Below are 24,290 nucleotides of genomic sequence, written 5' to 3'. Positions count from 1 at the left end.
CACGGCGCCGGTCACGGCCCGTCGCCAGTCTCACCTGGAGCACTCCGCGGGGTGCCCTCCTGGCCGAACTACAGTCGCTCGCATGGTCGAACGGCAGGTGGAAGAGGCGTACCGGGCGCGGGTCCGAGGGTGTCTGCTCGGTGGGGCGATCGGGGACGCGCTGGGTGGGCCGGTGGAGTTCCGGGACGGGCGGAGCATCGTCGCGGAGCATCCGGACGGGGTCCGGACGTTTCTTGCTGGCGGCAACAACTGGCCGCCGGGGACGGTGACCGACGACACGCAGATGACGCTGTTCGCGGTCGAGGGGCTGATCCGGGCCGGCGTACGGACCGATCGGGGGCTGGGGCTGACCGTGGCGGTCACGCAGCACGCGTTCGACCGGTGGTTGGACACGCAACTGCTGCCGGGGCCCAGTGGGGAGCGGGACGGGTGGTTGCAGGGTGAGCAGTGGTTGTACGTACGGCGGGCGCCGGGGAACACGTGTCTGACGGCGCTCACCGAGGCGCGGAAGGGCAGCGACCGGATCGCGCAGTTCGGGGCGCAGGCGGTGAACGACTCCAAGGGGTGCGGTGGGGTGATGCGGTCGGCGCCGTTCGGGCTGCTGCCGTACGAGGGGAATGCTGAGTGGGTGTTCGATGCTGCTGCTGAGTCGGCGGGGTACACGCATGGGCATCCGACGGGGAAGCTGGCCAGTGGGGCGTTGGCGTTGCTGATCCATCTGATTGTTCAGGGGGCTGATCTTGAGGGTGCGCTGGATGCCACGCTGGAACTACTTGTAAGGAAAGAGCAGCACGAGGAGACCAGTGCGGCGCTGATCAGGGCGCGGGAGCTGGCGGCGGGGACTGTGCCGGCGCCGGGGCCGGCGACGGTTGAGCTGTTGGGCGGCGGGTGGATCGCTGAGGAGGCGTTGGCGATCGGCCTGTATGCCGCACTCGCGTACAGAGCGCCCGAGCAGTTTCTCGATGCGCTCGCGTTGTCGGTCACGCACTCCGGTGACAGTGACTCGACCGGTGCGATCTGCGGGAACATCCTCGGCGCTCTGCACGGCGAGACTGCTCTCCCGGCTGAGCTGGTGTTCGCCGTCGAGGGCCGTGGCGTGATCCTGGAACTGGCCGACGATCTCGTGCTCGAGTACACCCGACGCGACCGTCTGCACGGCGACTACGGCCCCGAGACCACCTGGCGGAATCGCTACCCAGGCTGGTGAAAAGACCGGGGCGTCCGGCCCGTCCCCCGAGGATCAGGCCCGGCGCCCCGGCCGGTCAGCGGGCCCACCTGCGCGATGGGCCGGGACAGCTTCTCACTCGGCGGGTTCGATGGAAAGCCGGTGCCGGAAGAGGTTGTTCGGGTCCCAGGCCTTCTTGATCCGCCGCAGTCGCGGGTAGTTGCCGAGGTAGTACAGCGCGTGCCACGGCACCCCCGACGTGTTCTGCGCGGGGTCGGCCAGATCGCCGTCCGGGTAGTTGATGTACGACCCCGCGTTCGCCGCGTTCGGCACCGGTACGCCGCCGGTCTCCCGGTAGATGTCGCGGTACGTCGCCCGCGTCCACTCCAGGTGCTGAGCGTCCTGCGCCGGGTCGTCCCAGCTCGCGGCCATCACCATCTTCATCATCACGTCGCGCTGCGCGGTCGCCGTCGCGTCCGACGGCACGGTGTTCACCTGGCCGCCGTACGGGACGAACAGCAGGCTGCTCTCCGGCCCCTGGTACGACGGGTCGGTGAGGTGCTCGTAGATCGTCTCGAGCTGCGCGTCGGTGTAGCTCTTGCGCAGGTAGCCGGCCTTGTACTTGGCGCGGTTCGGCGCGACGTCCTCCGCGATCGACCGCTGGATCGTCCGCTGCAGGAACGGCCCCTCGCCCTGGTCGATCAGCTGCGGCGCCGGTGAGACGCCCTCGACGATGGCGGCGTTGAAGTCCTTCAGCAGCTGCGCCGCGTTCGGTACGCCGGCGTCGATCTGGGTCGACAGCAGGAACCCGCCCGCCGACTTGTGGGTCAGGATGAACGGGCTGTAGAGCGTCGCGTACGGCGAACCCGGCGCGTTGTGGCGCTCGTAGAAGTCGAAGAAGTTCCGCAGCGTCCGCAGGAAGCCCGCCTTGGTGACCGTGTTCCAGTCGTAGACGGTGATCGTCGACAGCAGCGATGAAGGGGCCTTGGGCAACAACTTCGCGGGGTCCGAGCCCCGAGCGCCCACGGTCCGGAGCAGGTACCGCGTGACGACGCCGAAGTTGCCACCACCGCCGCCGGTGTGCGCCCACCACAGGTCGCGGTGCTCGTTGTCCCTGGTCGCCAGCACCAGGCGGGCGCGGCGCCGGGCGTCCACGACGACCACCTCCACGCCGTACAGGTGATCGACGACCGAGCCGTACCGGCGCGAGAGCGGGCCGTACCCGCCGCCGCTGAAGTGCCCGCCGACGCCGACGCCGAGGCAGCCACCGCCGGGCACGGTCACGCCCCAGCCGTAGAACAGCGCCTTGTAGACGGTCTCGAGCGTCGCGCCCGCGCCGACCGAGAACGCGCGCCGGCGCTCGTCGAACGTGACTTCGTCGTACTGCGAGAGGTCGATCAGCACCTCGACGTCACTGTGGTCGACGAAGTCCTCGAAGCAGTGGCCGCCACCGCGGACCGCGATCCGCTTGTTGGCGCGGACCGCCTCCTGGACGGCGTCGACGGCGTCCTGCGGCGAGCGGACGACCCGGGCGTAGTCGGGTGCGGTGACGAACCGGCGGTTCGTGCCGCGCTGGACGAGGTCGGCGAACCGGACGTCGTCGGGAAGGATCTTCTCGCCGCTCGGGCCACTCACGGCGGCGGCTGCGGTGGATGCGGTGGCGGGGACGGCGATCAGGGCGGCGCTGCCTGCGAGCAGCCCGCGACGACTGAGGTTCGGCACGGCGGACTCCTAGGTCGGTGGAGCTATCGACCGTAGTCGGCGCCACCCGGCCGCGACATCAACCGGACGGCGGATTCCGGGGGTCAGCCATCAGGCGTGTTTCACCCCAGATAAAGGCGTTCCAGCGGTCCACCGACCAGTACGCCGGCCACCGCACCCGCGAGCATGAACGGCCCGAAAGGGAACATCTCCTTGCGCTTGAAGACCTTCGCCACCGTCAGCACGATGCCGAGCACCGCGCCGAGGAAGAACCCGCCGTACAGGCCGGTGACGAACTCGCCCCACCCGAGCCAGCCGAGCGCGATCGCGAGCAGCCCCGACAGCCGCACGTCCCCGAACCCGACGCCGCGCGGGAACACGAACCACAGCAGGTAGAACACGCCGAAGCCGATCAGCCCCGCGATCGCGGCCCGCCGCAGCGAGCCCCACTCCCCCGTCACCGCCGCCGCGACGACGAGCACCACCGACACCACGCCGTACGTCGGCCAGATGATCGCGGACGGCAGGTACCGCGTCCGCGCGTCGATGTACCCGAGCACCGCCCCGGAGATCGCCAGCGCGATCCACGCCACGTAGCCGCTCGAGAACCCGATCCGCCAGCCGATCAGCCCGCCCGCGACTCCGGCGAGCGCGGCACACCAGGCGGCAGCGCGCGGCGTCGCCAGCTCGGCGTACAGGAGCTTGGTCTGACCCTCGTCCAGGATCGGCTCGGGGATCCGGCGCAGCAGCCAAGGGCCGAGCGCGTACGCCGCCACGGCACAGATCACCGCTGCGACGACTCCGGCGATCAGATCAGGCACGATGCCGCAGCCTAGACGATCCGGAAGCCCGCAGGGGTGACCCTGTGGACAACGTCAGCGGGTCCGGCGGGCGACCGCCGCGGCACCGCCGCCGAGCAGGAGCAGCCCGAGCACGACCACGCCGAGCGTGCTCCAGAAACTCTCGTTGTTCGTCACGTACGTCGTCCGCTGGAAGGCGTCGTCGGTCGCGGCCCGGGTGAACTCGTAGTCGCTGGTGATCCGCCCCGGCTGCTCGAAGTAGGCCGAGTACGCGGTGAGGAAGTTCGCCGGCGCCGCGAACTGCTTGCCCTCGACCTTCCCGGCGTACAGCAGCTCCGGCGTGAGCGACGCGTCCGGCACGGTCGAGGCGTCGACCCGGTACGGCGCCGCGACGTACACGGTGACGGCCTGGCTCGTCGTGGCGCCCTTGCTCAGCCGCATCGGGTAGACGATCCGCTTCGATGCGAACGACAGCTTCAGCGGCGGCGTCTCCCCGCCGAGCGACCCGTCGGTCTCCTTCGGCGCGAGCTTGACCGCGACGATCTCCCACTTCTCCGCCAGGTACGGCGTGAGGTTGTCTCCAAGCGTCTGCGGCACTGTGTACCCGTTGGTCCGCAGCCAGCCGGTCACCTCGGCCGCGCTCGATCCACCGAGCCGCACGACCTGGAACGGCCCGAGCACCATCTGCTCGCGCACATCGACCCCGGCACCCGGCGCCGCGCCCGCGGTGTCACCGCTCCCGCGCCCGAAGAGCCCGGTGTCACGGAACGGCCAGTACGTCGTCCGCTCGACGACCTTCGGCGCGGTGATCTCCGCGAGGTCGTCGAACGTCGACGACTCCCCCAGCGTCACCTGCGCCGCGGCCGGCACCGGCATGATCCAGGCCGCCTTCTTCGACGAGCCCTGGATCGCCATCGACAGCACGATCTCCTCGGTCGTGCCGTCGAAGCTGACCAGCGCGTGCTCACCGTTGGCGCGGGCCCGCGACTCGGCGTCGGCCAGGTACCCGCCGCAGGCACAGGCCCACGCCGGAGTGATCCCGCCGAGCACGAGACCGGCAGCAAGCATCCCCGCGACCACACGCCATGCCTTCATGGCGAGGAACCTTACTCAGGCAAAGGTGTACGGAGCGTGGAAGAAGTTCGTCGGGTCGTACTTCTGCTTGATCGCGTGCAACCGCGCCAGGCTCCCGCCGTAGTACGACGGGTTGGACCGGCCGGCCTCCAGGTAGTTGATGTAGCCGCCGGCCGAGAACTTGGTCACCGCGTGATGCCCGTTGGTCACGAACCCCTGTGCCGCACGCAGCTGCGCGGTCGTCGGGTGCGCCGGCAGCCCGGAGTACCACTGGATGACGCCCAGCGCCGACCGCCAAGGCCAGGCCGAACCGCCCGGCGGCTGCTTCGCCGCCTGACCACCGAGCGGATCGAGGATCGCCGACGCGGCAACCTTCGCCTTCGCGGCGGTCTTCACCGCACCGAGCAGCCCGTTGATCGTCGCGGCGTCCATCGGCCCACGCAGTACGTCGGAGCCGGCCAGCCATCCCTGCCGCGGGCTCGTCGTACCGCCGCCGAGGTACTTCACCGCCTCCATGTGCGTCTTCACCGAGATCGACCGGGTCGACCCCTTGGCGCCGATGAACGACTCCAGCTGGGCCGCCGCGGACGTCGCGGACCCGGTCGTCGAGATCCCGACGACGTGGATCGACAGCGCGCCGCTGCTGGTGCCGGTGATGTGCAGGTTCGCCCACGAGGTCGCCGGCGCTTCCTTCGCGAACCGCTGCCAGCCCTTCAGGACGGCCGCCGCCTTCGACTCCGGCCAGGTCAGCCGGAAGAACCCGAGCTTGCCCGCGCCGATCGTCGCCAGCCGGAACGACGTGACGATGCCGAGGTTCCCGCCGCCTCCGCCGCGCAGCGCCCAGTACAGGTCCGCGTTCTGCGTCGGGCTCGCCGTCCGTACGACGCCGTCCGCGGTCACCACCTGCAGTGAGAGCACGCGGTCGCTGGTGAGCCCGTACGTCCTCGTGTGGATCCCCATCCCGCCGCCGAGCGCGAGGCCCGCGATGCCGACCGTCGGGCAGGTGCCCGTCGGCAGCGAGCGGGCGAACTTGTCGAGGTAGGCGTGCACGTCGTACAGGCGCGCGCCGGCGCCGATCTGGATCGCGTTGCTCGCGTAGGTGAGTCCGCGCAGCGGGCCGACGTCGACCATCAGGCCGTTCGTCACCGCCGAGGCGCCGACGTAGGAGTGACCGCCGCCCTTCGGGACGCAGACCAGCTTGTTCTTCTTCGCGAACAGGATCGCCTGCCGAACGTCCTCGACGCTGCCGGCCCGGACGACGCCGGCGGGCTGGATCGAGTCGAAGCGTGGGTTGAACAGCTGGTGCGACGCGGCGTACCCGGTCTGCCCCGGCCGGAACAGCGGGCCCTTGACCGCGCGGTCGAGCGCCGCCCAGTCAGGCGCGGCGGTGGCACCGGTCGCAGCGTGCACCACCTCGGCGCCCGCGGCGGTCGCCAGAGCGCCCGCGGCGAGCAGACCTCCGGCCTTCAGGACGGTACGGCGGTTCCAGAGATCCTCACTGCGGCTCACGATCGTCGAGCTCCTCACGCGCTGCGGCCCTCATCGCCGCCAGCGGCGCGGGTGACCTACCGGTCATCATCTCGACCTGCAAGGTCGCCTGATGCACGAGCAGATCAAGACCGTTCAACAGCTCTGTACCGATCCGGTGCGCCACGAGCGCCAGCTGCGTCGGCCACGGGTGGTACGCGACGTCGAAGACCACCGGCGCGACCTGGGCGAAGTGCTCCGCCCACGGATCGACCGCACCGCCAGGCAGCGTCGAGACGCACAGGTCGAAGCCGCCGATCTGCTCGACCTGCTGGAAGTCGGTCACCGAGGTCTTGAGGTCGAGCGCGGCCGCCAGGTCGAGCAGGCGCTCGGCCTTCGCGATGTCCCGGACGACGAGCGTCACCTCGCTGACCTTCAACCCGCCACGCAACGCCGCCAGCGTCGACGCCGCCGTCGCGCCGCCACCGAGGATGACGGCCGAGTCGGCGCCGGTGATCCCCCGCTCGGCGAACGCCGAGACCAGGCCCGGTACGTCGGTGTTGTGCACCGAGCGCGACCCGTCGGGCTCGAACAGCATCGTGTTCGCCGCGCCGATCAGCTCGGCGATCGGGTCGACAGTGTCTGCCAGCTCCAGCGCGACCCGCTTCAACGGCATCGTCAGCGACAGCCCGCGCACGTCGTCACCGAGCGTGGAGAGGAACCCGCGCAGCTCGTCCTCCGCGACCTCGTACGCGTCGTACCGCCAGTCCAGCCCGAGCTCGGCGTACGCCGCCCGATGCATCGCCGGCGACAGAGAGTGCGCGATCGGGCTGCCGAGCACGGCACAGCGAGTGATCAACAGCGGCCCTTGTGCGCCTGGCACCACGCCTGCAGCTTGGCGACGTTCGCCTGGTGCTCGGTGTCGGTGGTCGCGAACGCGGTCTCACCGGTGTCGAGGTTGACCAGCGTGAAGTACAGCCACGGCCCCGGCGTCGCGTTCAGCGCCGCCCGCAGGGTGTCCTTGCCGGGCGAGTTGATCGGCGTCGGCGGCAGCCCGCGGTACTTGTACGTGTTGTACGGCGAGTCGAAGTCGCGCTCCTCGTCGCTGGTGAACACCCCACCGTTGCGCCCGGTCACGTAGTGCACGGTCGAGTCCATCTGCAGCCGCATGTTGCGCTGCAGCCGGTTGTAGATCACCCGGGCGACCTTGCCGTAGTCGTCGGACCGGTTGGTCTCCGCGGCGACGATGCTGGCCACGATCACCGCCTGGTACGGGTCGAGCTTCTTGCGCTGCGCGACCTGCGGCAGCTTCAGCTCGGCCTGCGTCTTCGCGAACTGCGCGGTCATCAGCTTCAGGATCGTGTACGCCGTGGCGTTCTTCGGGACGTCGTACGTGCCCGGGTAGAGGAAGCCCTCCGGGTTGTTCTTCGCGTACGACGGCAGCCCGAGCGACCAGGGCTTGTTCATCGCGGCCGCGACCGAACCCGGCGGCAGCTTGACCGTCTTGTTCTCCTGCAGCTTCTGCGCGACCTGCTCCTTGGTCCAGCCGGAGTTCACCCCGACCCGGGTGACCCGGATCGACTTGGCCGGGTCGAGCATCAGCGCCAGCGCGGCCTTGGCCGACATCTTCTTGCGCAGCGTGAACGTCGCGGCCTGGATCTGCGTGCTGCGCGGGTCCTCGCGGGCGGCCCGCTCGAAGGCGCGGGCGGACTTCACCACGTCCTTCTTCTCCAGCGTGTCCGCGATCGCCTGCGAGCTCTGGCCCTTGGTCACCTCGACCTGGATCGAGCCGGTGCCCTCGCCCTCGTAGTCGGGCGCGGCGAACAGGCCTTCCAGGTAGTCGCGGCCCTTGCCGAAACCGAACACGATGCCGCCGATCAGCCCGGCGACGACCACCAGCGAGACGATGCCCGCGAAGCAGCCGAAGCCGCGCCGGGCCCGCTGCTTCTTGCGGTTGGCGCGCCGCTCGGTCCGGCTCTCCGGGCGCAGGCCCAGATCGACGTCGAGGTCGTCACCTTCGTCCACTTCGCCGTACGTCCTGCTCATCCTTCGACCACCGCTGTTCCGTTCACAGGGGCCTCCCGGGTGGGTTGCCGGTCTCCCGCTCGAAGTCGAGCGCGTGTTGCAGAATCACGACCGCCGCGGCCTGGTCGACCACCGCGCGCCGCTTGGCGCCCTTCTTTCCCCGTTCCCGCAGCATCCGCTCGGCGGTGACCGTGGTGAACCGCTCGTCCACCATCCGCACCGACGTCGTCCGCACCTGTTCCACTCCGTCCGTCGCGTTCGGGTTGTCCTGGCCGGCCACCAGTTTCTGGCGGAGCAGCTCGGTGGTCTCCCGGATCTTGACCGCCGCCGGCCCTTCACCCCCGTTCAACGAACGAGGCAGCCCGACGACGACCTCGAACGCCTCGAGATCGTGTACGAGCGTAACGATCCGGTCAAGGTCCCCGGGCCCACGCCGTACGGTCTCCACCGGAGTGGCCAGGATCCCGTGCGGATCAGAACTGGCGACGCCGATCCTGGCGTCGCCGATATCGAGCGCGACCCGCACCCCCCGGCGCATCAGTGTGCCTCAGCCAGGGGGCATGCGGACGCCCCGGCGCCGCGCGGCCCCTCGGCCCAGCGGCGCGCGTCTGACGTACGCCGTACGGCGGTCGCCGACCCGGTCGCGGCGGTCGACGACCTCCTCATCGTGCGTCCTAGCCCGTGACCAGCTGGCCGACGGCGTGCTCGACCGCGGACAGCGCCTTGTCGGTGCCGGCCGGGTCCGTGCCACCGCCCTGGGCGACGTCGTCCTTGCCGCCACCGCGGCCACCGAGCTGCTCGGCGGCGACCCGGACCAGGTCACCGGCCTTGAGCCGCCACTCGCGGGCGACGTCGTTCAGCGCGACCACGACGGCCGGCTTCCCGTCGTTCACGCCGACCAGCGCGACCACGGCCGGCTTGTCGGCCGGCATCCGGCCACGGACGTCGAGCGCCAGCTTGCGCAGGTCGCCACCACCGACGCCGTCCGGCGTACGGGCTCCGACGAAGGCGACCCCGAAGACGTCCTTCGGGCTCTTCGCCAGGTCACCCGCGGCCGCCAGGACCTGACCCGCGCGGACCTTCTCCAGCTCCTTCTCCGCCGCCCGCAGCCGCTCGGCCAGGTCGGCGACCTTGGCCGGGAGCTCCTCGGGACGGGTCTTCAGGTTCTCGCTGAGCAGCCGGACCAGCGACCGCTCGCGGCCGAGGTAGTGCAGTGCGTCCATGCCGACGAACGCCTCGATCCGGCGGACGCCCGCACCGACCGACGACTCGCTCGTCACGGTCAGCGCGCCGACCTGCGACGAGTGCTTCACGTGCGTGCCACCGCAGAGCTCGCGCGACCAGGGGCCGCCGATCTCGACGACGCGGACCTGCTCGTCGTACGTCTCACCGAACAGCGCCAGCGCGCCCCACTCACGGGCCTCGGGCAGTGTCATGTACTGAGCGGACACCGCGAGGTCCTGCCGTACGGCGAGGTTCGCGACCTCCTCGATCTCGGACCGGGTCGCCTGGTCCAGGGCCGACGACCACGCGAAGTCGAGCCGCAGGTAGCCGGGCTTGTTGTACGAACCGCTCTGCAGCGCGTTCGGGCCGAGCACCTGGCGCAGCGCGGCGTGCACGACGTGCGTGCCCGAGTGCGCCTGGCAGGCCTGGATCCGCCAGTCGTGGTCGACCTGCGCGTGCACGTCCGTGCCCGGCTGCAGGACACCTTCGAGGACCTCGACGCGGTGCACGATCAGGCCCTTCACCGGCCGCTGGACGTCGAGCACCTTCAGCTTCACGCCGTCGGCGACGATCAGGCCCGCGTCGGCAATCTGGCCACCGGACTCGGCGTAGAACGGGGTCTTCTCCAGCACGACCTCGACGGTCTCGCCCTGCTCGGCCACGTTCGCCACGACGCCGTCGCGCAGCAGCCCGCGGACCCGCGAGTCGGTCGCCAGCTCGGCGTACCCGGTGAACTCGGTCGCGCCGGACTCGCGCAGCTCGCGGTAGCCCGACGTGTCCGCGTGGCCGGCCTTCTTCGCCCGCGCGTCGGCCTTGGCCCGCTCGCGCTGCTCCTTCATCAGCGAGCGGAAGCCCTCGGTGTCGACGTTCAGGCCCTGCTCGGAGGCCATCTCGACCGTGAGGTCGATCGGGAACCCGTACGTGTCGTGCAGCTGGAACGCCTTCGCGCCCTCGAGCTGGTGCGCGCCGCCGGCCTTGGTCTCGCGGACCGCGAGGTCGAAGATCGTCGTACCGGCCGTGAGAGTGCGGCGGAACGCCTCCTCCTCGGCGTACGCGACCTGGCTGATCCGGCCGAAGTCGGCCTCCAGCTCGGGGTAGGACTTCTTCATCTGCTGCAGGCTGACCGGGAGCAGCTCGACCAGGCTCGGGTCCTCGTAGCCCAGCAGGCGCATCGAACGGATCGCGCGGCGCAGCAGGCGGCGCAGGACGTACCCGCCCTGCTCGTTGCCCGGGGTGACGCCGTCGCCGATCAGCATCAGCGCGCTGCGGACGTGGTCGGCGACCACGCGGAAGCGGACGTCGTCGACGTGCTCGGAGCCGTACTTGCGGCCGCTCAGTTCCGAGGCCTTCTCGATCACCGGGAAGATCTCGTCGATCTCGTACATGTTGTCGACGCCCTGCAGCAGGTACGCGACCCGCTCCAGGCCGAGACCGGTGTCGATGTTCTTCTTCGGCAGCTCACCGAGGATCGGGTAGCCGTCCTTGCCGCCACCCTCGCCGCGGATGTTCTGCATGAAGACCAGGTTCCAGAACTCCAGGTAGCGGTCGCCCGCCTCCCAGTCCCGGTCGGCGCCGAACTGCGGGCCGCGGTCGATCAGGATCTCCGAGCACGGGCCGCACGGACCCGGGATGCCCATCGACCAGAAGTTGTCCTTCATGCCGAGCCGGACGATCCGGTCGTCGGGCAGCCCGGCGACCCGCTTCCAGATGTCGATCGCCTCGTCGTCCTCGTAGTACACCGAGGCGTACAGGACCGACTCGTCGAAGCCGTAGCCACCTTCGCTCTGCGGCTTGGTGACCAGCTCCCAGGCGAACTGGACGGCTTCTTCCTTGAAGTAGTCCCCGAAGGAGAAGTTGCCGTTCATCTGGAAGAACGTGCCGTGCCGGGTGGTCTTGCCGACCTCCTCGATGTCGAGGGTCCGGACACACTTCTGCACGCTGGTCGCCCGCGCGTACGGGGGCGTCTGCTGGCCGACGAAGTACGGCACGAACTGGGCCATCCCGGCCACGTTGAACAGCAGGTTCGGGTCCGGCGACGGCAACGGCGCGCTCGGCACCACGGTGTGACCGCGGTCCTCGAAGTACTGCAGGAACCGCCGCCTGATCTCACTGGTTTCCATGGGTGTTACCGGTCGTCCTCACGCTGTGTCTGGTGTGCTGCCGCTGTGTCGATGCCGAGCGCGTCGCGCAGCTCGGTCTCCCGCTCGGCCATCCCGGCCCGGACCTCGTCGCCGAAGTGCCGGATCGCGCTGGCCATCTTGTCCGCCGAGGCCTGGAGGCTCTCCGGCGCGAGCACCTGGGCCCGCTTCTTCAGCCGGGTGACGGCGTAGACGCCGACGGCGGTGCCGATCACGAACCACAGGATCCGCTTGATCACAGGTCGCCTCGCTTACGCGCCTTGCGCTCGGCCTTCATGTCGTCCTTCACCCGGCGGGCCACGTCGCGGCGCTGGTTGTCACCGAGCGCCTTGCGCACGCCGTACGTGAACGCGGCCGCCTTCACCAGCGGACCGCCGGCGGTCGCCGCGAACAGGGACGCCAGGGCCGCGGCGTTGGTCGTCACCGTGGTCGCGTTGTCGGTGATCGTGTCCACCTTGGCCAGCTGCGCGTTGGTCGTCGCGACGGTCTCGGTGACCTCGCCGAGCAACGGGATGCTGGAGTCGGACACGCCCTTGACCATCAGCCGGGTCTCGTCGAGCACCTTGCCCAGCTTCAGGATCGGATAGGCCAGCAGGCCCACCAGGACGAGCAGTGCGCAGGCCGCTATCAGCCCCGCGACTTCACCGACGCTCATTGGAAACGATCCACCTTCCCGTTGCGACCACGTGGACCGCCCGACCTTATCGCGCGGCCCTACCGCACTCCGCTCCAGGACACCATCCCCCAGATCACAGTCACCCACCAACTCGGCTGTTCGCCCGCTGTGGACAACCGGCGCCTGTCAATCAGTTGCTCGTGCGTCGAAGACAGTGCCCAGGTGCCGCCGCACCGGATTGACTGCTGGGGCAGCCCGATAGGAGGTGCGCGATGGCGAACCGCGACATGTGAGAGCGGACGGTCACCGCCCGTTGGGGCTCAGTCGAACGTGACGGTGAGCTGCCGGATCTTTCCCTCGGAGTCCCAGGCGAGCTCCATCGTGCCGGTCGCACCGGAGGCCCAGGCGAAACGGGCGGTGCCGTCGTGCGTCGCGTCGAGCAGGCGCATGGTTTCGGTGGGCGGGTTGGTGCGGTACGCCTCGGCGATCGCGTCCCGCCCGCGGAACGGGCCGGCGGGGACGTTGGTGAAGGTCATCGTCGCGTCGTCGGCGAAGCGATCGGAGAAGGTCTCCCAGTCGCCGGTGGTGACGGCCTGGTTGAAGGCCTCGACGTGCTCGGCCGCACTCCGTGAGTTGTCCATGTCCCAGTGTGGACTGGCCTGGGGGCGGCTTAGAGTCGGTCGGGTGGCGATCGAGTACTGCTTGCAGCTGTGCAGTTCCACGGCCCCGGAGGCCATCGGCGCGCTGCTCGTTCCACCACTGACCGCGGTCGATTGGCAGGCGCCGGTCTCGGCGTACAAGAGTGCCGGAGGGTTGCTGGTCACCGTGCGTTTCGACGGTGCGGCCGACCTGGTCCTGGAGGAGCCGGAGATCTCGGTCGGCTTCCGGCTCGACAAGTTCGCGGACTTCGAGATCCAGAACGCCGAGATGGTGCGGCTCGTCGTCGTACTGCTCGCCGCGCAGGCCGGAGACGCCGTCCTGCAGCAGGACTTCGAACGGATCCTGCTGCTGCGACGAGGCCGGGAACTGACGGTCGGCGAGACGTTCTGGACACCTGAGCTGCTGGCCCTGCTGCCGTCGCCGTACGAACGCCGTCCGATGGCCTACCCCGGGGACTAGCGGTCCCGGAGGATCTTCCGGATGGCGGCGACGCGGTCGGCGTACGCGGCTTCTCCGCCGCGGCGGGTGGGTTGGTAGTAGTCGACCTTGTCGACGACGTCCGGCGCGTACTGCTGCGGGAGAACACCGCGGGGGTCGTTGTGCGAGTACTTGTACGACGAACCGTGGCCGATCTTCTTCGCGCCGGCGTAGTGCGCGTCGCGCAGGTGCGACGGCACCGGGCCGACCTTGCCGGCCTTCACGTCCGCGATCGCGGCGTCGATCGCCGTGATCACCGCGTTCGACTTCGGCGCGAGAGCGAGCGCGACGACGGCTTGCGCGAGGTTGATCCGCGCTTCCGGCATGCCGATCAGCTGCACCGCCTCGGCCGCCGCGATCGCGACGCCGAGCGCGGTCGGGTCGCCCATGCCGATGTCTTCGCTGGCCGAGATCACCAGTCGGCGTGCGATGAACCGCGGGTCCTCGCCGGCCTCGACCATCCGCGCCAGGTAGTGCATCGCAGCGTCGACGTCCGAGCCCCGGATCGACTTGATCATCGCCGAGGTCACGTCGTAGTGCTGATCCCCCGCCCGGTCGTAGCGCACCGCCGCGCGATCAACGGCGGTCTCCAGGGTCTTCAGGTCAATCAGTACCGGCTTGTCATCTTCTGTGTCGGAAGCCTTCGCGCGTGCTCCCCCGGCGGCTGCCTCCAAGTACGTCAGCGCACGCCGGGCATCACCGCCCGCCATCCGCAGCAGGTGATCCTTCGCGTCCGCCGCCAGCTCGAACTCGGCGTTCAAGCCCCGCTCGTCGGTCAGTGCACGATCGAGCAGTACGGCGATGTCGTCGTCGGTGAGCGACTCGAGCGTCAGCAGCAACGACCGTGACAGCAGCGGCGAGATCACCGAGAAGAACGGGTTCTCCGTCGTGGCGGCGACCAGCGTGACCCACCGGTTCTCCACGCCCGGCAGCAACGCGTCCTGCTGAGCCTTCGTGAACCGGTGAACCTCGTCGATGAACAGCACGGTCTCGACAGACTCACCCGGCCGCGACAACTCCCGCCGAGCAGCGTCGATCACCTGCCGAACGTCCTTCACCCCGGCCGTCACAGCGGACAACTCGACGAACTTGCGATTCGTCTGGTGCGAGACCACGGCGGCGATCGTCGTCTTGCCGGTCCCCGGCGGTCCCCAGAGCAGCAGCGACATCGGCTGGTCGCCCTCGACCAGCCGCCGCAACGGCGACCCAGGCGCCAGCAGATGCTGCTGGCCGACCAGCTCGTCCAGGCTCCGAGGCCGCATCCGCACCGCCAGCGGCGCCGAGGTGTGATCGGCGTCCGCCAGACTCCCACCCCCGCGCGCGGGAGCAGGAGCACCAGGAAGATCGAACAAGCCTTCGGTCACCCGACGAGCCTACCTAGGCCCGCCGACACCCCGCGGTGAAGGGCCCAGCAGACTCCTCCAACGAGGCCCTGCAGGTGCGGCCGACCAGGTTGCAGCGTGCGAGGCCGCTCCGGCCGGAAAGAGTCAGGTGGCAGGCAGCCGCTTATTTCTGCTTGTGGTCGCCGCTGTCCTCGTCGTCGTCCGCCTCGCGGAGTTCCTCGGGGAGCTCGTCGGACAGGTCGTCCTCGTCGAGGTCTCGGAGTTCCTCGGGGAGGTCCTCGTCGGCCAGTTCGACCGGGGTGTCGTCCTCGACGGTCACCAACTCGTCGCCCTTGATGGCGTTGCGGAGACGGCCGAGGATCCGGTCCGCCTCGGTGCCGAAGGGGTTGTCGTTGACCAGGTAGGTCCAGGTCGCGGTCGGGCGGGGAACGCCGGACTTCTCCTCGTCCAGGCCGTTCTCGGTGATCTCGGCGCTGTCGAGGGACTCCGCCGCGTCCTTCCAGGCGTCGTCGATGAGCGTGTCGAACGACGCGATCGCGGACTTGTTGAACTCGTCGATCGGCTTCAGGTGCACGATGCCGCCGGCGAGCGAGCGCAGGTGGATGCCCTCGCGGAGGTCGGCGAGGTACGCGACGTGGTCGGTCCAGCGGCGGTCCAGGTGGTGCAGCGCGATCCGGCGTGCGGCGTCCTTGACGATGTCTTCGTCGTGCGCCTCGACCAGTTCGTCGTACCGCTCCTTCGACGACGCCGCGAGCTTCTCCGCGGCGAGGTCGGAGACCAGGATCTTCTCCCGCGTGTCCAGCACGATCGCCCGCTGCTGCTCGGTGAGCCGGCTGTACGACCACGTCGTACGCAGCAGCTCAGCGTTCGCGCCGTCGGCGACCCGCTGCGCGTGCTCCAGCGTCCCGACAGCCTTGCGATCCGTCAGCCGGCCGTCCTTGTCCGGCGACGGCCGCAGGCCGGAGGTGATCGAGTACCGCGTGACCAGCTCGTCGGCCAGGCTCGCGAAGAACAGCGACCCACCCGGGTCACCCTGCCGTCCGGCGCGCCCGCGCAGCTGGTCGTCCAGGCGCCGCGAGGCGTGCAGACCGGTCCCGACGACGTACAGACCACCCAGCTCGGCGGCCCGCTCGCGGCCGTTCGATCCGTCGCGACCACCCAGCCGGATGTCCGTACCGCGGCCGGCCATCTGCGTCGACACGGTCACCGTCTCCGGCACACCGGCCTCGGCCACGATCGCGGCCTCCTCGGCGTCGTTCTTCGCGTTCAGTACGACGTGCGGCACCTCGGCTGCCTCGAGCTGGTCGCTGAGCTGCTCGGACTCCTCGACGCTGTGCGTGCCGATCAGGATCGGCCGCCCGGTCTCGTGGATCTCCTTGATGTGCGCGACCAGCGCCTTGTTCTTCTGCTCGACGGTCAGGTAGAGCCGGTCGGTGTCGTCGATCCGGATGTTCGGCTTGTTCGGCGGGACGACCGCGACCTCGACGGCGTAGAACTCCTGCAGCTGCTCGCCGACGACGACCGCCGTACCGGTCATGCCGCACAGCTTCGGGTACCGCTTGATCAGCGCCTGGACGGTGATGCTGTCGAGCACCTCGCCGCTCTCGCTGACCGGCACGGCCTCCTTCGCCTCGACCGCGGCCTGCAGCCCGTCGGGCCAGCGCTGCAGCTTGGCGATCCGGCCGCGGCTGTTGTTGATCAGGTGGACCTTGCCGTCACGGACCAGGTAGTCGACGTCTTTCCGCAGCAGCACTTCGGCGTGCAGCGCGACGTTGACCTGGGTCATCTTGTCCAGGTTCGCGTCGTCGTACAGGTCGATCCCGCCGAGGTGCTCCTCGACGGTGTCGGTGCCCTTGTCGGTCAGCGCGACCGACCGGCCGTCGCCGTCCACCTCGTAGTCCACGCCCGCACGCAGCGTCCGGACCAGCTGGACGACGTCGTCGTCGAGCTCCTCGGACCGGGTCGCACCGGCCAGCACCAGCGGCACCCGCGCCTCGTCGATCAGCACAGAGTCCGCCTCGTCGACCAACGCGACGTCAGGCTCCGCGGACACCCGGTCCGCGACGTCGCCGGCCAGGCGATCACGCAGTACGTCGAACCCGACCTCGCTCACCGGCGCGTAGCAGACCTCGGCCTGGTACGCCGCGCGGCGCTCCTCCGGCGACGAGGCCTGCCCGACGTGGCTCACCGTGACGCCGAGCAGCTTGTACAGCGGCTCCATCCACTCCGCGTCGCGCTCGGCCAGGTAGTCGTTGACCGCGAGCACGTGGACCTTGCGGCCACCGATCGCGTACCCGGCGGCGGCGAACGCGCCGGCCAGGGTCTTGCCCTCACCGGTCGCCATCTCGACGACCCGGCCCTGCAGCAGCGCCAGCGCGCCGACGATCTGGCCGTCGAAGGCCCGCTCGCCGATCGCGCGCTCGCCGGCCTCGCGGGCCAGCGCGAGGAACTCGATCAGGCCGTCCTCGTCGAGGCCGCCCTCGGTCCGCATCTCGGCGACCACCTCGGTCAGCTCCTCGTCGGTGAGCCCGGTGGAGGACTCGCCCGCCTCACCGACCGCGACGGTCAGCTTCTCGTACGGGCCGAGGTCGATCGAGCCGGGGCGCTGCAGGAGCCGGCGGAAGCGCGAGGTGAGTTTCAGAGCCATGATCTCCGCAACGTACAACGTGACCCGGTCGTTCCGTACGGCGACCCGCGTGTTACCGCGCGAGCACGGCCCGGCCGGTCACGGCGTCCAGGTGTACGGCGTAGTCGTGGTGACCGCGTGCAGCCCCAGCTTCTGCAGGATCGGGCTCGAGTCCGGCGACGCGTCGACCCGCAGGTACTCGTAACCCCGCTCCCGAGCGATCCGCGCGCGGTGCACCAGCATCGCCGAGTACAGCCCGCGCCGCCGCCACTCCGGCAGCGTCCCGCCGCCCCACAGACTCGCGAACCCGGTCCCGGGATGGAACCGGATCCATCCGGACGTCAGCACCGGCCCGCCCTGGTCCAGCGCGTTCTCGACCACGCTGACCACCAGCCGATCGGGGAACATCCGCGCCTCTCCCGCCAGTTGCTCCTCGATCCGCTCGAGACCGTTGTTCCACAAGGTGTCGGTCAGTACGGCGATCCGGTGGAAGTCCGCCGCCTCGTCGACGTCGCGGATCACCACCTTCGACGGCAGCGTCAGCGGCCGCTGGAGGATCGTCTCGACGTCCCCGAGGATCAGCGTCTCCGGGTCCTCGGCGACGAACCCGTGCCGGACCAGCCGTTCGCCGAGGTCGGCCGGTTCGTCGTACGCGTAGGTCTTCCACTCGAAGGCCAGACCGCGCTCGCGGAAGAACGCGAGCTCGCGGGCGATCACCGCGTCCGGGTCGTCGCCCAGGCCGCGCGGGGTCTCGACGAAGCCGCCGCCACCCGGCCCTTCGGCGTACGAGCGGTGCACGAGGCCGTCGTGCTCGACCTTCCAGCCCGGGATCGTGTCGGCGTCCGGAAGGCGGATGCGGCGGTGGAAGACGTCGAGGAGCTCAGCGGAATTCATCATCGAGGCTCATCTTCCTCGCCGCGGTGTCAACCGTCACCTCTATTAGGACGTCTACGAAGTGGGCACCAGAAGAGCATCGGAAGGGAGAACGACCATGACCATGTTCAGCAGCGTTCGACACCCTGTCCGCACCACGATCGGGACCGGCCTGGCCGCGTTCGCCGTCGCCGCCCTCCCCGCGGCGGCAGCGCCGCCCGACACCACCGCCGCCCGGCCGTCCGCCGAGTGCGCGTCCGGCTGGGGTTCATTGCCTGAGGCAACCAAGACGCTGCGTCCCGCGACGGTCGAGAACGTCCGGACCGGACGGCACGCGTGCTTCGACCGCCTGGTGATCGACCTGGCCGGCCCGGCCACGGCGTACCAGGTGCAGTACGTCAACGTCGTGCAGCAGGAGGGCTCCGGCGACCCGATCCCGGCCCGCGGCGGCGCGAAGCTCCGGATCGACGTCGAGGCGCCCGCGTACGACGACGCCGGCCGCCCGACGTACCCGCTGAAGAACCTGCGCGAGGTGTCGAACGTCAGCGGTTACGACACCTTCCGCCAAGTGGCCTGGGGCGGCAGCTTCGAAGGCCGGACGACTCTGGCGCTCGGCGTCCGGGCCCGGCTGCCGTTCCAGTCCCACCTGCTGACCGGACCGGGCAACTCCCACCGTCTCGTCGTGGACGTCGCCCACCGCTGGTAATCGCTTGCCGTGATCGAATGAGCCCATGCACATGGGTTCCCGTACGGCAGCCGGCGCCGTCTTCCTGCTGTTCGGCGTCAACGGGGCGCTGATCGGCGGCGTCGGCGGCACGCTCCCGGCGATGCGCGACCGGCTCGGCGTCAGCGCGTCCGGGTTGTCGCTGCTGCTGTTCTGCCTGGCGGTGTCCGCGGTCGTCTCGATGCAGATCGGCGGCCGCCTCGCGGACCGGATCGGCGCCCGGCCGGTCGCGCTCGTGACGCTGTGCCTGCTCACCGCCGGGGTCGGCACGCTCGCGCTGACCCACTCGTTGCCGTGGGCAATCGTCGGGATGGTGCTGGCCGGCCTCGGCAACGGCGCGATGGACGTGGCGATGAACTCGCTCGGCGTCGAGATCGAGCAGTCCCGGCCGAAGCCGATCATGAGCCGCTTCCACGCGTTCTGGAGCCTGGGCAACCTGACCGCCGCCGGCACCGTTGTACTGGTCGGCCGCCTGCTCGACCGCTCCGGTGGTGGCAACGTCGGTCCGGCGCTCGGCACGCTGGCCGTTCTCGGGCTGATCGGCATCGCGATCGCGTACCGGATCGTTCCGAACGGCCGCCGGATCGAGCACAAGCAGAACGGCGTACGGATCGCCATCCCCCGGCTGGCCTGGGCGCTCGGCCTGATGGCGTTCTGCTTCGGCCTCGCCGAGGGCACGGCCGTCGACTGGTCGTCCGTGCACGTCACCGACGTCGCGCACATCGACCCGTCGACCGGCGCGCTCGGCCTGGTCGCGGTCAGCGGGTTCATGGTCGTCGTCCGCCTGCTCGGCGACCAGGTCGTGGCCCGGTTCGGCCGTCGCGCCGTCGTACGGGTCGGCGGCGTGACGGCCGTGGCCGGCTACCTCGTCACGGTGTTCACCGACCCGCTGCCACTGCTGCTGGTCGGTTGGGCGCTGGTCGGTCTCGGGGTCGGACTGGTCGCACCGCAGGTGTACGCCGTCGCAGGGCACGTCGGCGGTGGCCGGATGCTCGCGATCGTCGTCACCTTCGGGTACGCCGCCTTCCTGGTCGGCCCGGCGATCATCGGCCAGCTGGTCGAGCGCGTCGGGATCCAGCAGGCGATGTTCCTGCCGCTGGCGCTCTCGGCCGTGCTGGTCGCGATCTCCGCGGTCCTTCCCCGGACCGAGCCCTAGAGGACCTTGTTCAGCGCGTCGAAGAACACGTTGCCCAGCACCAGTTCATACGGCGCGGTGAGCAGCTCGGCGAGTTCGGCGACGTCCGTCGGGGTCCAGGACCAGGCGTTCACACCGCCGGCGATGAAGAGTGGAGCGTCGCCGGTCCAGGCCTTGGTGTGCTCGTCGAGGGCCGCCTTGTACTCGGCGGCCTTGCCGGGCGGGGAGAAGTTGCCGATCACCGGCAGGCCTCCCCGGCGTACGAGCAGGTCGCCCTTCTCCCACGACTGGATGATGCCCCGGATCTGCGTGTGCTCGGCGTACGCGCGACCGATCGCCTCCGAGAACGGCACCCACGCGTCGCCCTCGCGGTGGTTGTAGGCGTAGACCAGGTCCATGCCGGTACGGCGTACGTAGGTCCCGGAGAGCTTGAGATAGGCCTCCATCTGGTCGGCAGGCCAGGCGCCCGGGTAGGTGTAGCCGGCGCCGGACGGGCCGCAGACCAGCAGGTCGTTCTTGGTCGCGGTGCGCTGGTAGTGGCTGAAGATGCCCGGGCCGATGTCGGCCAGCAACGGGCTGACGGTCCAGTTCGCCGGGGCGTCGCCGCGGCGCGGGTCGTCCCACAGGTCGCGCATGTGCCGCTGGCAGTACTGCACGTTGTCGCCCTCGCCGAAGGTCAGCGTCACGTAGATCTTCTTCTGCGGCTTGATCGGCGTGAACTTCTTGACCTTGTCCGAGATCGGCGCCACGACGCCGGAGTGGACCGTGCCGTTCATGTAGAAGTCGGCCGGCAGCACTTCGGAGCCGCCCTGCGCGGCCAGGTCGACGCCGCTCCACTCCCCCGCGACGTCGTTCGCGAACCAGCCGGCGTACGGCGTGGTCGGGCCGACCTTGTTGAAGTGCTCACGCAGGAGGTCGCCGGTCGGACCGTTCGGCGGGAGCCAGCTGACCAGCGACTTGGTGGCGACGACGTAGTCGCGGAAGTACGGGAACGGCTCGACCCTGGTCGGCGCGGTGTCGGTGGCGGTGACCAGGTACTGGTTCCACATCTCGACGGTGACGGTCAGGTTCGTCGTACCGGCGGGCGGGGTGAACTGGTAGATGAAGTAGCCGCCGCCGTCGGCGAAACGGTTGCTGGAGCCACCGATCGAGGAGTTCAGGCCGTCGAACAGGAACGGCGCCTCCTCGGGGGTGCCGGGCGCGAACGTGGCGATCGTCGTGCCGTTCGCCTTCGCGGAGACGGACAGCACCGAGGGGCCCCAGCCGTCGTCGCCAAAAGAGTCCTGGAAGCGCACGTACACGGTGCCCTGGCCGAGTGCGGGCGAGACGTCGAGCGTGAACGTGCCGCGGTTGGACTCGTCGCGGATCTGCCGCGTCTCGCGGGCGATCTCGTGCCAGGTCAGGTTCTCGGACTGCACAACCATGGTCGGTGGCAGACCCGCGAGGAGCTGGTGCGAGCAGCGTGGGAAGAGATTGGTGAGCTGCCAGCGGTAGGTCTTCACACGGTCGTCGTCGAACATGCCGCGCAGGTCCTTCACGACGCGGAGCCCGTGCGCCTTGGCCTGGGCGGCGTCAGCGACGACCGCGTTCTCCAAGCCGGCCAGGGTGGTCGCGACGTTGAGCGAATCGGGAACCTCCGGGTCGTGCAGGATCGCGCCGCGGATGTGGCGCTTGTACTTCGCGACGAGGTCCAGCGGGTCGGCGTACCGGGTGGTCGGTACGCCGAGATCGCGCAGCCACCGGCCGTCGACCCCGTCGTTGTCCATCGTCGAGAAGAAGTAGTAGAGCTCCGGGCGGCTGCGGTTCACCACGCCCTGGAGCGTGCTGAGCAGGGTCTGGTCACCACCGCTCAGCTTGCTGACATCGCCGTAGTGCAGGTGCTTGGGGCGGGCGAAGGCCGGCAGCAGGCGCCGGCCCCCGGTGTTGCTCGCAGCGCTCACCAGACCGCTGCCGACTTGCCCGGTCGCCGCCGCGGATCCGGCCTGGAACCAGCCGAATCCACCGGCCGCCACCGCGCCGCTGCCCGCCAGGAACGTTCGTCTCGAGACCATCGTGACCACTCCCCTGTCGCTGACATCGCTGTCAAATGCGGGCGACAGTAACAACGGGGCTACACGCTGTACAGACCTCGACAACGTTGTCGAAGGAGAAATCTGGAATCGTTTCCGAGCTGAACTACCAGGCCTCGTCGAGGACGCGGGTCGCCTCGGCGAGGCTGAGACCCGCGCGGCGGGCGGCGCGGGCGAAGACCGTCGCGGCCGCGCGGGTCTCCTCGTCGTCGACCTCGCTGCGCGAGGCGAGCACGAACGTGCCGTTGCGCCCGCGGGTCTCGATCAGCCGGTCCGCCTCGAGCTCCTTGTACGCCCGGGCGACCGTGTTCACCGCCAGCCCGAGATCCCCCGCCAGCTGGCGCACGGTCGGCAACCGCGTCCCCTGCGCCAGCTCCCCGCGACGGATCAACTGCTCGATCTGACTACGCACCTGCTCGTACGGCGGCCGAGTGGCGGCCGGATCCACCGTGATGATCATCAGGCCACCCGCTGAACCCGCTGCAGGCCGCGACGACTGGCGGCGATTCCCCAGATCACACACATGGCCGCCATCGCGACCACGAACAGCCCGGACGCAACCGGCTCCACGAAGCCGGGGACGTCACTCGGCCACTGGAACGAGAGGGGGACCGCCGCACCGAGCAGCCAGCCGACGGTCGCCACGGCGGCGCCGAGATCGCGCAGGGTCGCGGCGCGGAGCGCCTCCTGCCAGCGCAACTCGGACTCGCCGCCAGAGGACTGATTGACCCGCAACGCCAACTGCTGCAGCCACAGCCCGGCCATCCACAGTGGGACCGCGATCAGTCCGCTCGCGATCAGGATCCACCCACTGGCCGGGTGATCACTTCCACTGAGCACCACCACACCGAGCCCGACCGCGGCCAACGGCAGCAGGACCACACCGCGGTGGATCGCGATCTCGATCGGACTCAGGTAGTCACTGAGCTGCCGCGGCCGGAGTGCGGCGGCTCGCGGTCCGTCACTGCCCGCCGCGCGCACGGAACGGTAGCTCTGCAGCAGAGTCGCCACACCGCCGGCGGCCGCCGCGGCCGCGAGCATCCAGGTCAGCAGGCGGACGTCGAGCCCGTCGCTGGCGACCAGGTCGATCTCCACCACCTGGTCGGCGAGCACGATGATCGCTCCCCCCGCGAGGGTGCCGATCAGGGTGCCGAGGATCAGGATCCTCTGGCGCTGCTCATGCCACCGCAGCGCCGAGGCGACCAGCTCCGGCTCCGGCGGTAGTCCGCCGCGGTCCACCAACCGGTCCACCTCGGCCTTCGCGGCCTTCTTGCGGAAGAACCACACCACCACCAGGGCGAGGACCATGATCCCCACCAGCCACAGCAGATCCATCGCTGCCACATCCCTCCGAGTCGTTGTACCAAATGTATTGATACAAAGAGGAGGCTGTCAAGCACCGTCGAACCAGCCTGAAGCTGACGCTCGCTCCGGACATTCGGCAGGCGCCGAAAGTCTGCCGCTCCCCCGGCGGATCGGCGATGCTGGCGGCATGGACATCCGAGGCAGTTCCGGACAAGGCGGCACCGGTCCCGGCGCGATCACGCCCGACGGCAGCCCGGTCGAGCTGTACGTCGACGCCGGCGCGCACGGCGACGACGAGGTCATCGCGGCCGCCCTCCCGCCGTACGCGGAGATCCTCGAGCTCGGCTGCGGCACCGGCCGGATCACCCGCCCGCTGACCGCCCGCGGCCATCAAGTCGTCGCCGTCGACGAGTCGCCCGACATGCTCTCCCACGTCACGAGCGAGACCATCCAGAGCTCGATCGAGGACCTCCGTCTCGACCGGCGCTTCGACGTGGTGCTGATGATGTCGTTCCTCATCAACGCGCCGGACGACGCCGTACGCCGTCGCCTGCTCGCGACCTGCACCCACCACGTGCGCGCGGACGGAGTCGTCATCCTCCAACGCCACGACCGGGCATCCTTCGCCGAGCCGATGGTGATGGAACGCCCCGACCACCGCCTCGAAATCTCCGAGGTCGAACACCTGCCAGGCGACATCGATGCGGCGACGATGACCCACACGGTCACCGGTCGCACGTGGAGCCAACGCGTCGTCGTTCAGAACTTCACGGACGAGGAGTTGGAAGCCCTGCTCGCCGAGGAGGGTCTGGGGAAGGTCGACTACCTCACCCCAGACCACACCTGGCTCACAACCCAGCTTTTATAG

At 69.8% G+C, this 24,290-nt stretch carries 22 protein-coding genes; 5 read left to right on the top strand and 17 right to left on the bottom strand.

Going from position 1 to position 24,290, the window contains the following annotated elements:
* Positions 1-82: 82 nt before the first annotated feature.
* Positions 83-1,207 (top strand): ADP-ribosylglycohydrolase family protein, encoded by a 1,125-nt coding sequence (locus ACYVIO_RS38980; RefSeq protein ID WP_460656034.1) that lies wholly within the window; start codon positions 83-85, stop codon positions 1,205-1,207.
* Between the two features lie 93 nt (positions 1,208-1,300).
* Here ACYVIO_RS38980 and ACYVIO_RS38975 read toward each other — a convergent pair whose 3' ends face one another.
* From ACYVIO_RS38975 to ACYVIO_RS38925, 11 genes are all read right to left on the bottom strand, one after another.
* A complete protein-coding gene (locus ACYVIO_RS38975) occupies positions 1,301-2,887 on the bottom strand; it encodes an FAD-binding oxidoreductase (RefSeq protein WP_460656033.1) in 1,587 nt (528 codons plus the stop codon).
* A 101-nt stretch (positions 2,888-2,988) separates the two neighbouring features.
* On the bottom strand, positions 2,989-3,687 hold the full coding sequence (locus tag ACYVIO_RS38970; RefSeq protein ID WP_460656032.1) for a prepilin peptidase: 699 nt from the start codon (positions 3,685-3,687) through the stop codon (positions 2,989-2,991).
* 54 nt (positions 3,688-3,741) lie between these two features.
* Complete coding sequence (locus ACYVIO_RS38965) at positions 3,742-4,761, bottom strand: DUF2330 domain-containing protein (RefSeq protein ID WP_460656031.1); 1,020 nt, start codon at positions 4,759-4,761, stop codon at positions 3,742-3,744.
* Between the two features lie 15 nt (positions 4,762-4,776).
* Positions 4,777-6,249 (bottom strand): FAD-dependent oxidoreductase, encoded by a 1,473-nt coding sequence (locus ACYVIO_RS38960; RefSeq protein WP_460656030.1) that lies wholly within the window; start codon positions 6,247-6,249, stop codon positions 4,777-4,779.
* Positions 6,236-7,066 (bottom strand): shikimate dehydrogenase, encoded by an 831-nt coding sequence (locus ACYVIO_RS38955; protein ID WP_460656029.1) that lies wholly within the window; start codon positions 7,064-7,066, stop codon positions 6,236-6,238. The genes ACYVIO_RS38960 and ACYVIO_RS38955 overlap by 14 nt, the downstream gene beginning before the upstream one ends.
* A complete protein-coding gene (mltG, locus tag ACYVIO_RS38950; protein ID WP_460656028.1) occupies positions 7,063-8,253 on the bottom strand; it encodes an endolytic transglycosylase MltG in 1,191 nt (396 codons plus the stop codon). Before mltG ends, ACYVIO_RS38955 begins: the two co-directional genes overlap by 4 nt.
* A 22-nt stretch (positions 8,254-8,275) precedes the next feature.
* Positions 8,276-8,770, bottom strand: coding sequence for a Holliday junction resolvase RuvX (gene ruvX, locus ACYVIO_RS38945; protein WP_460656027.1), 495 nt, complete (start codon positions 8,768-8,770; stop codon positions 8,276-8,278).
* A 136-nt stretch (positions 8,771-8,906) separates the two neighbouring features.
* Positions 8,907-11,576: an alanine--tRNA ligase gene (gene alaS / locus ACYVIO_RS38940; protein WP_460656026.1), complete on the bottom strand. Its 2,670-nt coding sequence runs from the start codon at positions 11,574-11,576 to the stop codon at positions 8,907-8,909.
* A 5-nt stretch (positions 11,577-11,581) separates the two neighbouring features.
* Positions 11,582-11,833 carry a DUF6167 family protein gene (locus tag ACYVIO_RS38935; RefSeq protein ID WP_184795671.1) on the bottom strand — a complete coding sequence of 84 codons (252 nt, stop codon included), beginning with the start codon at positions 11,831-11,833 and terminating at the stop codon, positions 11,582-11,584.
* Complete coding sequence (locus tag ACYVIO_RS38930; RefSeq protein ID WP_460656025.1) at positions 11,830-12,249, bottom strand: DUF948 domain-containing protein; 420 nt, start codon at positions 12,247-12,249, stop codon at positions 11,830-11,832. The genes ACYVIO_RS38935 and ACYVIO_RS38930 overlap by 4 nt, the downstream gene beginning before the upstream one ends.
* A 281-nt stretch (positions 12,250-12,530) precedes the next feature.
* On the bottom strand, positions 12,531-12,851 hold the full coding sequence (locus ACYVIO_RS38925) for a nuclear transport factor 2 family protein (RefSeq protein WP_460656024.1): 321 nt from the start codon (positions 12,849-12,851) through the stop codon (positions 12,531-12,533).
* Between the two features lie 43 nt (positions 12,852-12,894).
* On the opposite strand from ACYVIO_RS38925, the gene ACYVIO_RS38920 reads away from it, so the two are divergent.
* Entirely contained in the window at positions 12,895-13,329 is a 435-nt protein-coding gene (locus ACYVIO_RS38920) for a SitI3 family protein (RefSeq protein WP_460656023.1), read from the top strand.
* Here the strand turns inward: ACYVIO_RS38920 and ACYVIO_RS38915 are convergent.
* The 3 genes from ACYVIO_RS38915 to ACYVIO_RS38905 form a co-directional block, all read right to left on the bottom strand.
* Positions 13,326-14,711, bottom strand: coding sequence for a replication-associated recombination protein A (locus ACYVIO_RS38915; RefSeq protein ID WP_460656022.1), 1,386 nt, complete (start codon positions 14,709-14,711; stop codon positions 13,326-13,328). The genes ACYVIO_RS38920 and ACYVIO_RS38915 overlap by 4 nt on opposite strands.
* 142 nt (positions 14,712-14,853) lie before the next feature.
* Positions 14,854-17,337: an accessory Sec system translocase SecA2 gene (secA2, locus tag ACYVIO_RS38910; protein ID WP_460656021.1), complete on the bottom strand. Its 2,484-nt coding sequence runs from the start codon at positions 17,335-17,337 to the stop codon at positions 14,854-14,856.
* 78 nt (positions 17,338-17,415) lie between these two features.
* Positions 17,416-18,213 (bottom strand): GNAT family N-acetyltransferase, encoded by a 798-nt coding sequence (locus ACYVIO_RS38905; RefSeq protein WP_460656020.1) that lies wholly within the window; start codon positions 18,211-18,213, stop codon positions 17,416-17,418.
* Between the two features lie 94 nt (positions 18,214-18,307).
* Between ACYVIO_RS38905 and ACYVIO_RS38900 the strand changes: the two genes are divergently transcribed.
* Positions 18,308-18,895, top strand: coding sequence for an AMIN-like domain-containing (lipo)protein (locus tag ACYVIO_RS38900; protein WP_460656019.1), 588 nt, complete (start codon positions 18,308-18,310; stop codon positions 18,893-18,895).
* Positions 18,896-18,920: 25 nt separating this feature from the next.
* A complete protein-coding gene (locus tag ACYVIO_RS38895; RefSeq protein WP_460656018.1) occupies positions 18,921-20,069 on the top strand; it encodes an MFS transporter in 1,149 nt (382 codons plus the stop codon).
* Here ACYVIO_RS38895 and ACYVIO_RS38890 read toward each other — a convergent pair.
* From ACYVIO_RS38890 to ACYVIO_RS38880, 3 genes are all read right to left on the bottom strand, one after another.
* A complete protein-coding gene (locus ACYVIO_RS38890) occupies positions 20,066-22,099 on the bottom strand; it encodes a GxGYxYP domain-containing protein (protein WP_460656017.1) in 2,034 nt (677 codons plus the stop codon). The two genes, ACYVIO_RS38895 and ACYVIO_RS38890, sit on opposite strands and share 4 nt — an antisense overlap.
* Before the next feature lie 124 nt (positions 22,100-22,223).
* Entirely contained in the window at positions 22,224-22,577 is a 354-nt protein-coding gene (locus ACYVIO_RS38885) for a GntR family transcriptional regulator (RefSeq protein WP_460656016.1), read from the bottom strand.
* Positions 22,577-23,452, bottom strand: coding sequence for a hypothetical protein (locus tag ACYVIO_RS38880; protein WP_460656015.1), 876 nt, complete (start codon positions 23,450-23,452; stop codon positions 22,577-22,579). The genes ACYVIO_RS38885 and ACYVIO_RS38880 overlap by 1 nt, the downstream gene beginning before the upstream one ends.
* 157 nt (positions 23,453-23,609) lie before the next feature.
* On the opposite strand from ACYVIO_RS38880, the gene ACYVIO_RS38875 reads away from it, so the two are divergent.
* Positions 23,610-24,290 (top strand): class I SAM-dependent methyltransferase, encoded by a 681-nt coding sequence (locus ACYVIO_RS38875; protein ID WP_460656014.1) that lies wholly within the window; start codon positions 23,610-23,612, stop codon positions 24,288-24,290.

The sequence above is a fragment of the Kribbella endophytica genome (genome assembly GCF_054781295.1).
Note: the sequence above shows the minus strand (reverse complement) of the source record. Positions and strands in the feature narration are given on the sequence as shown.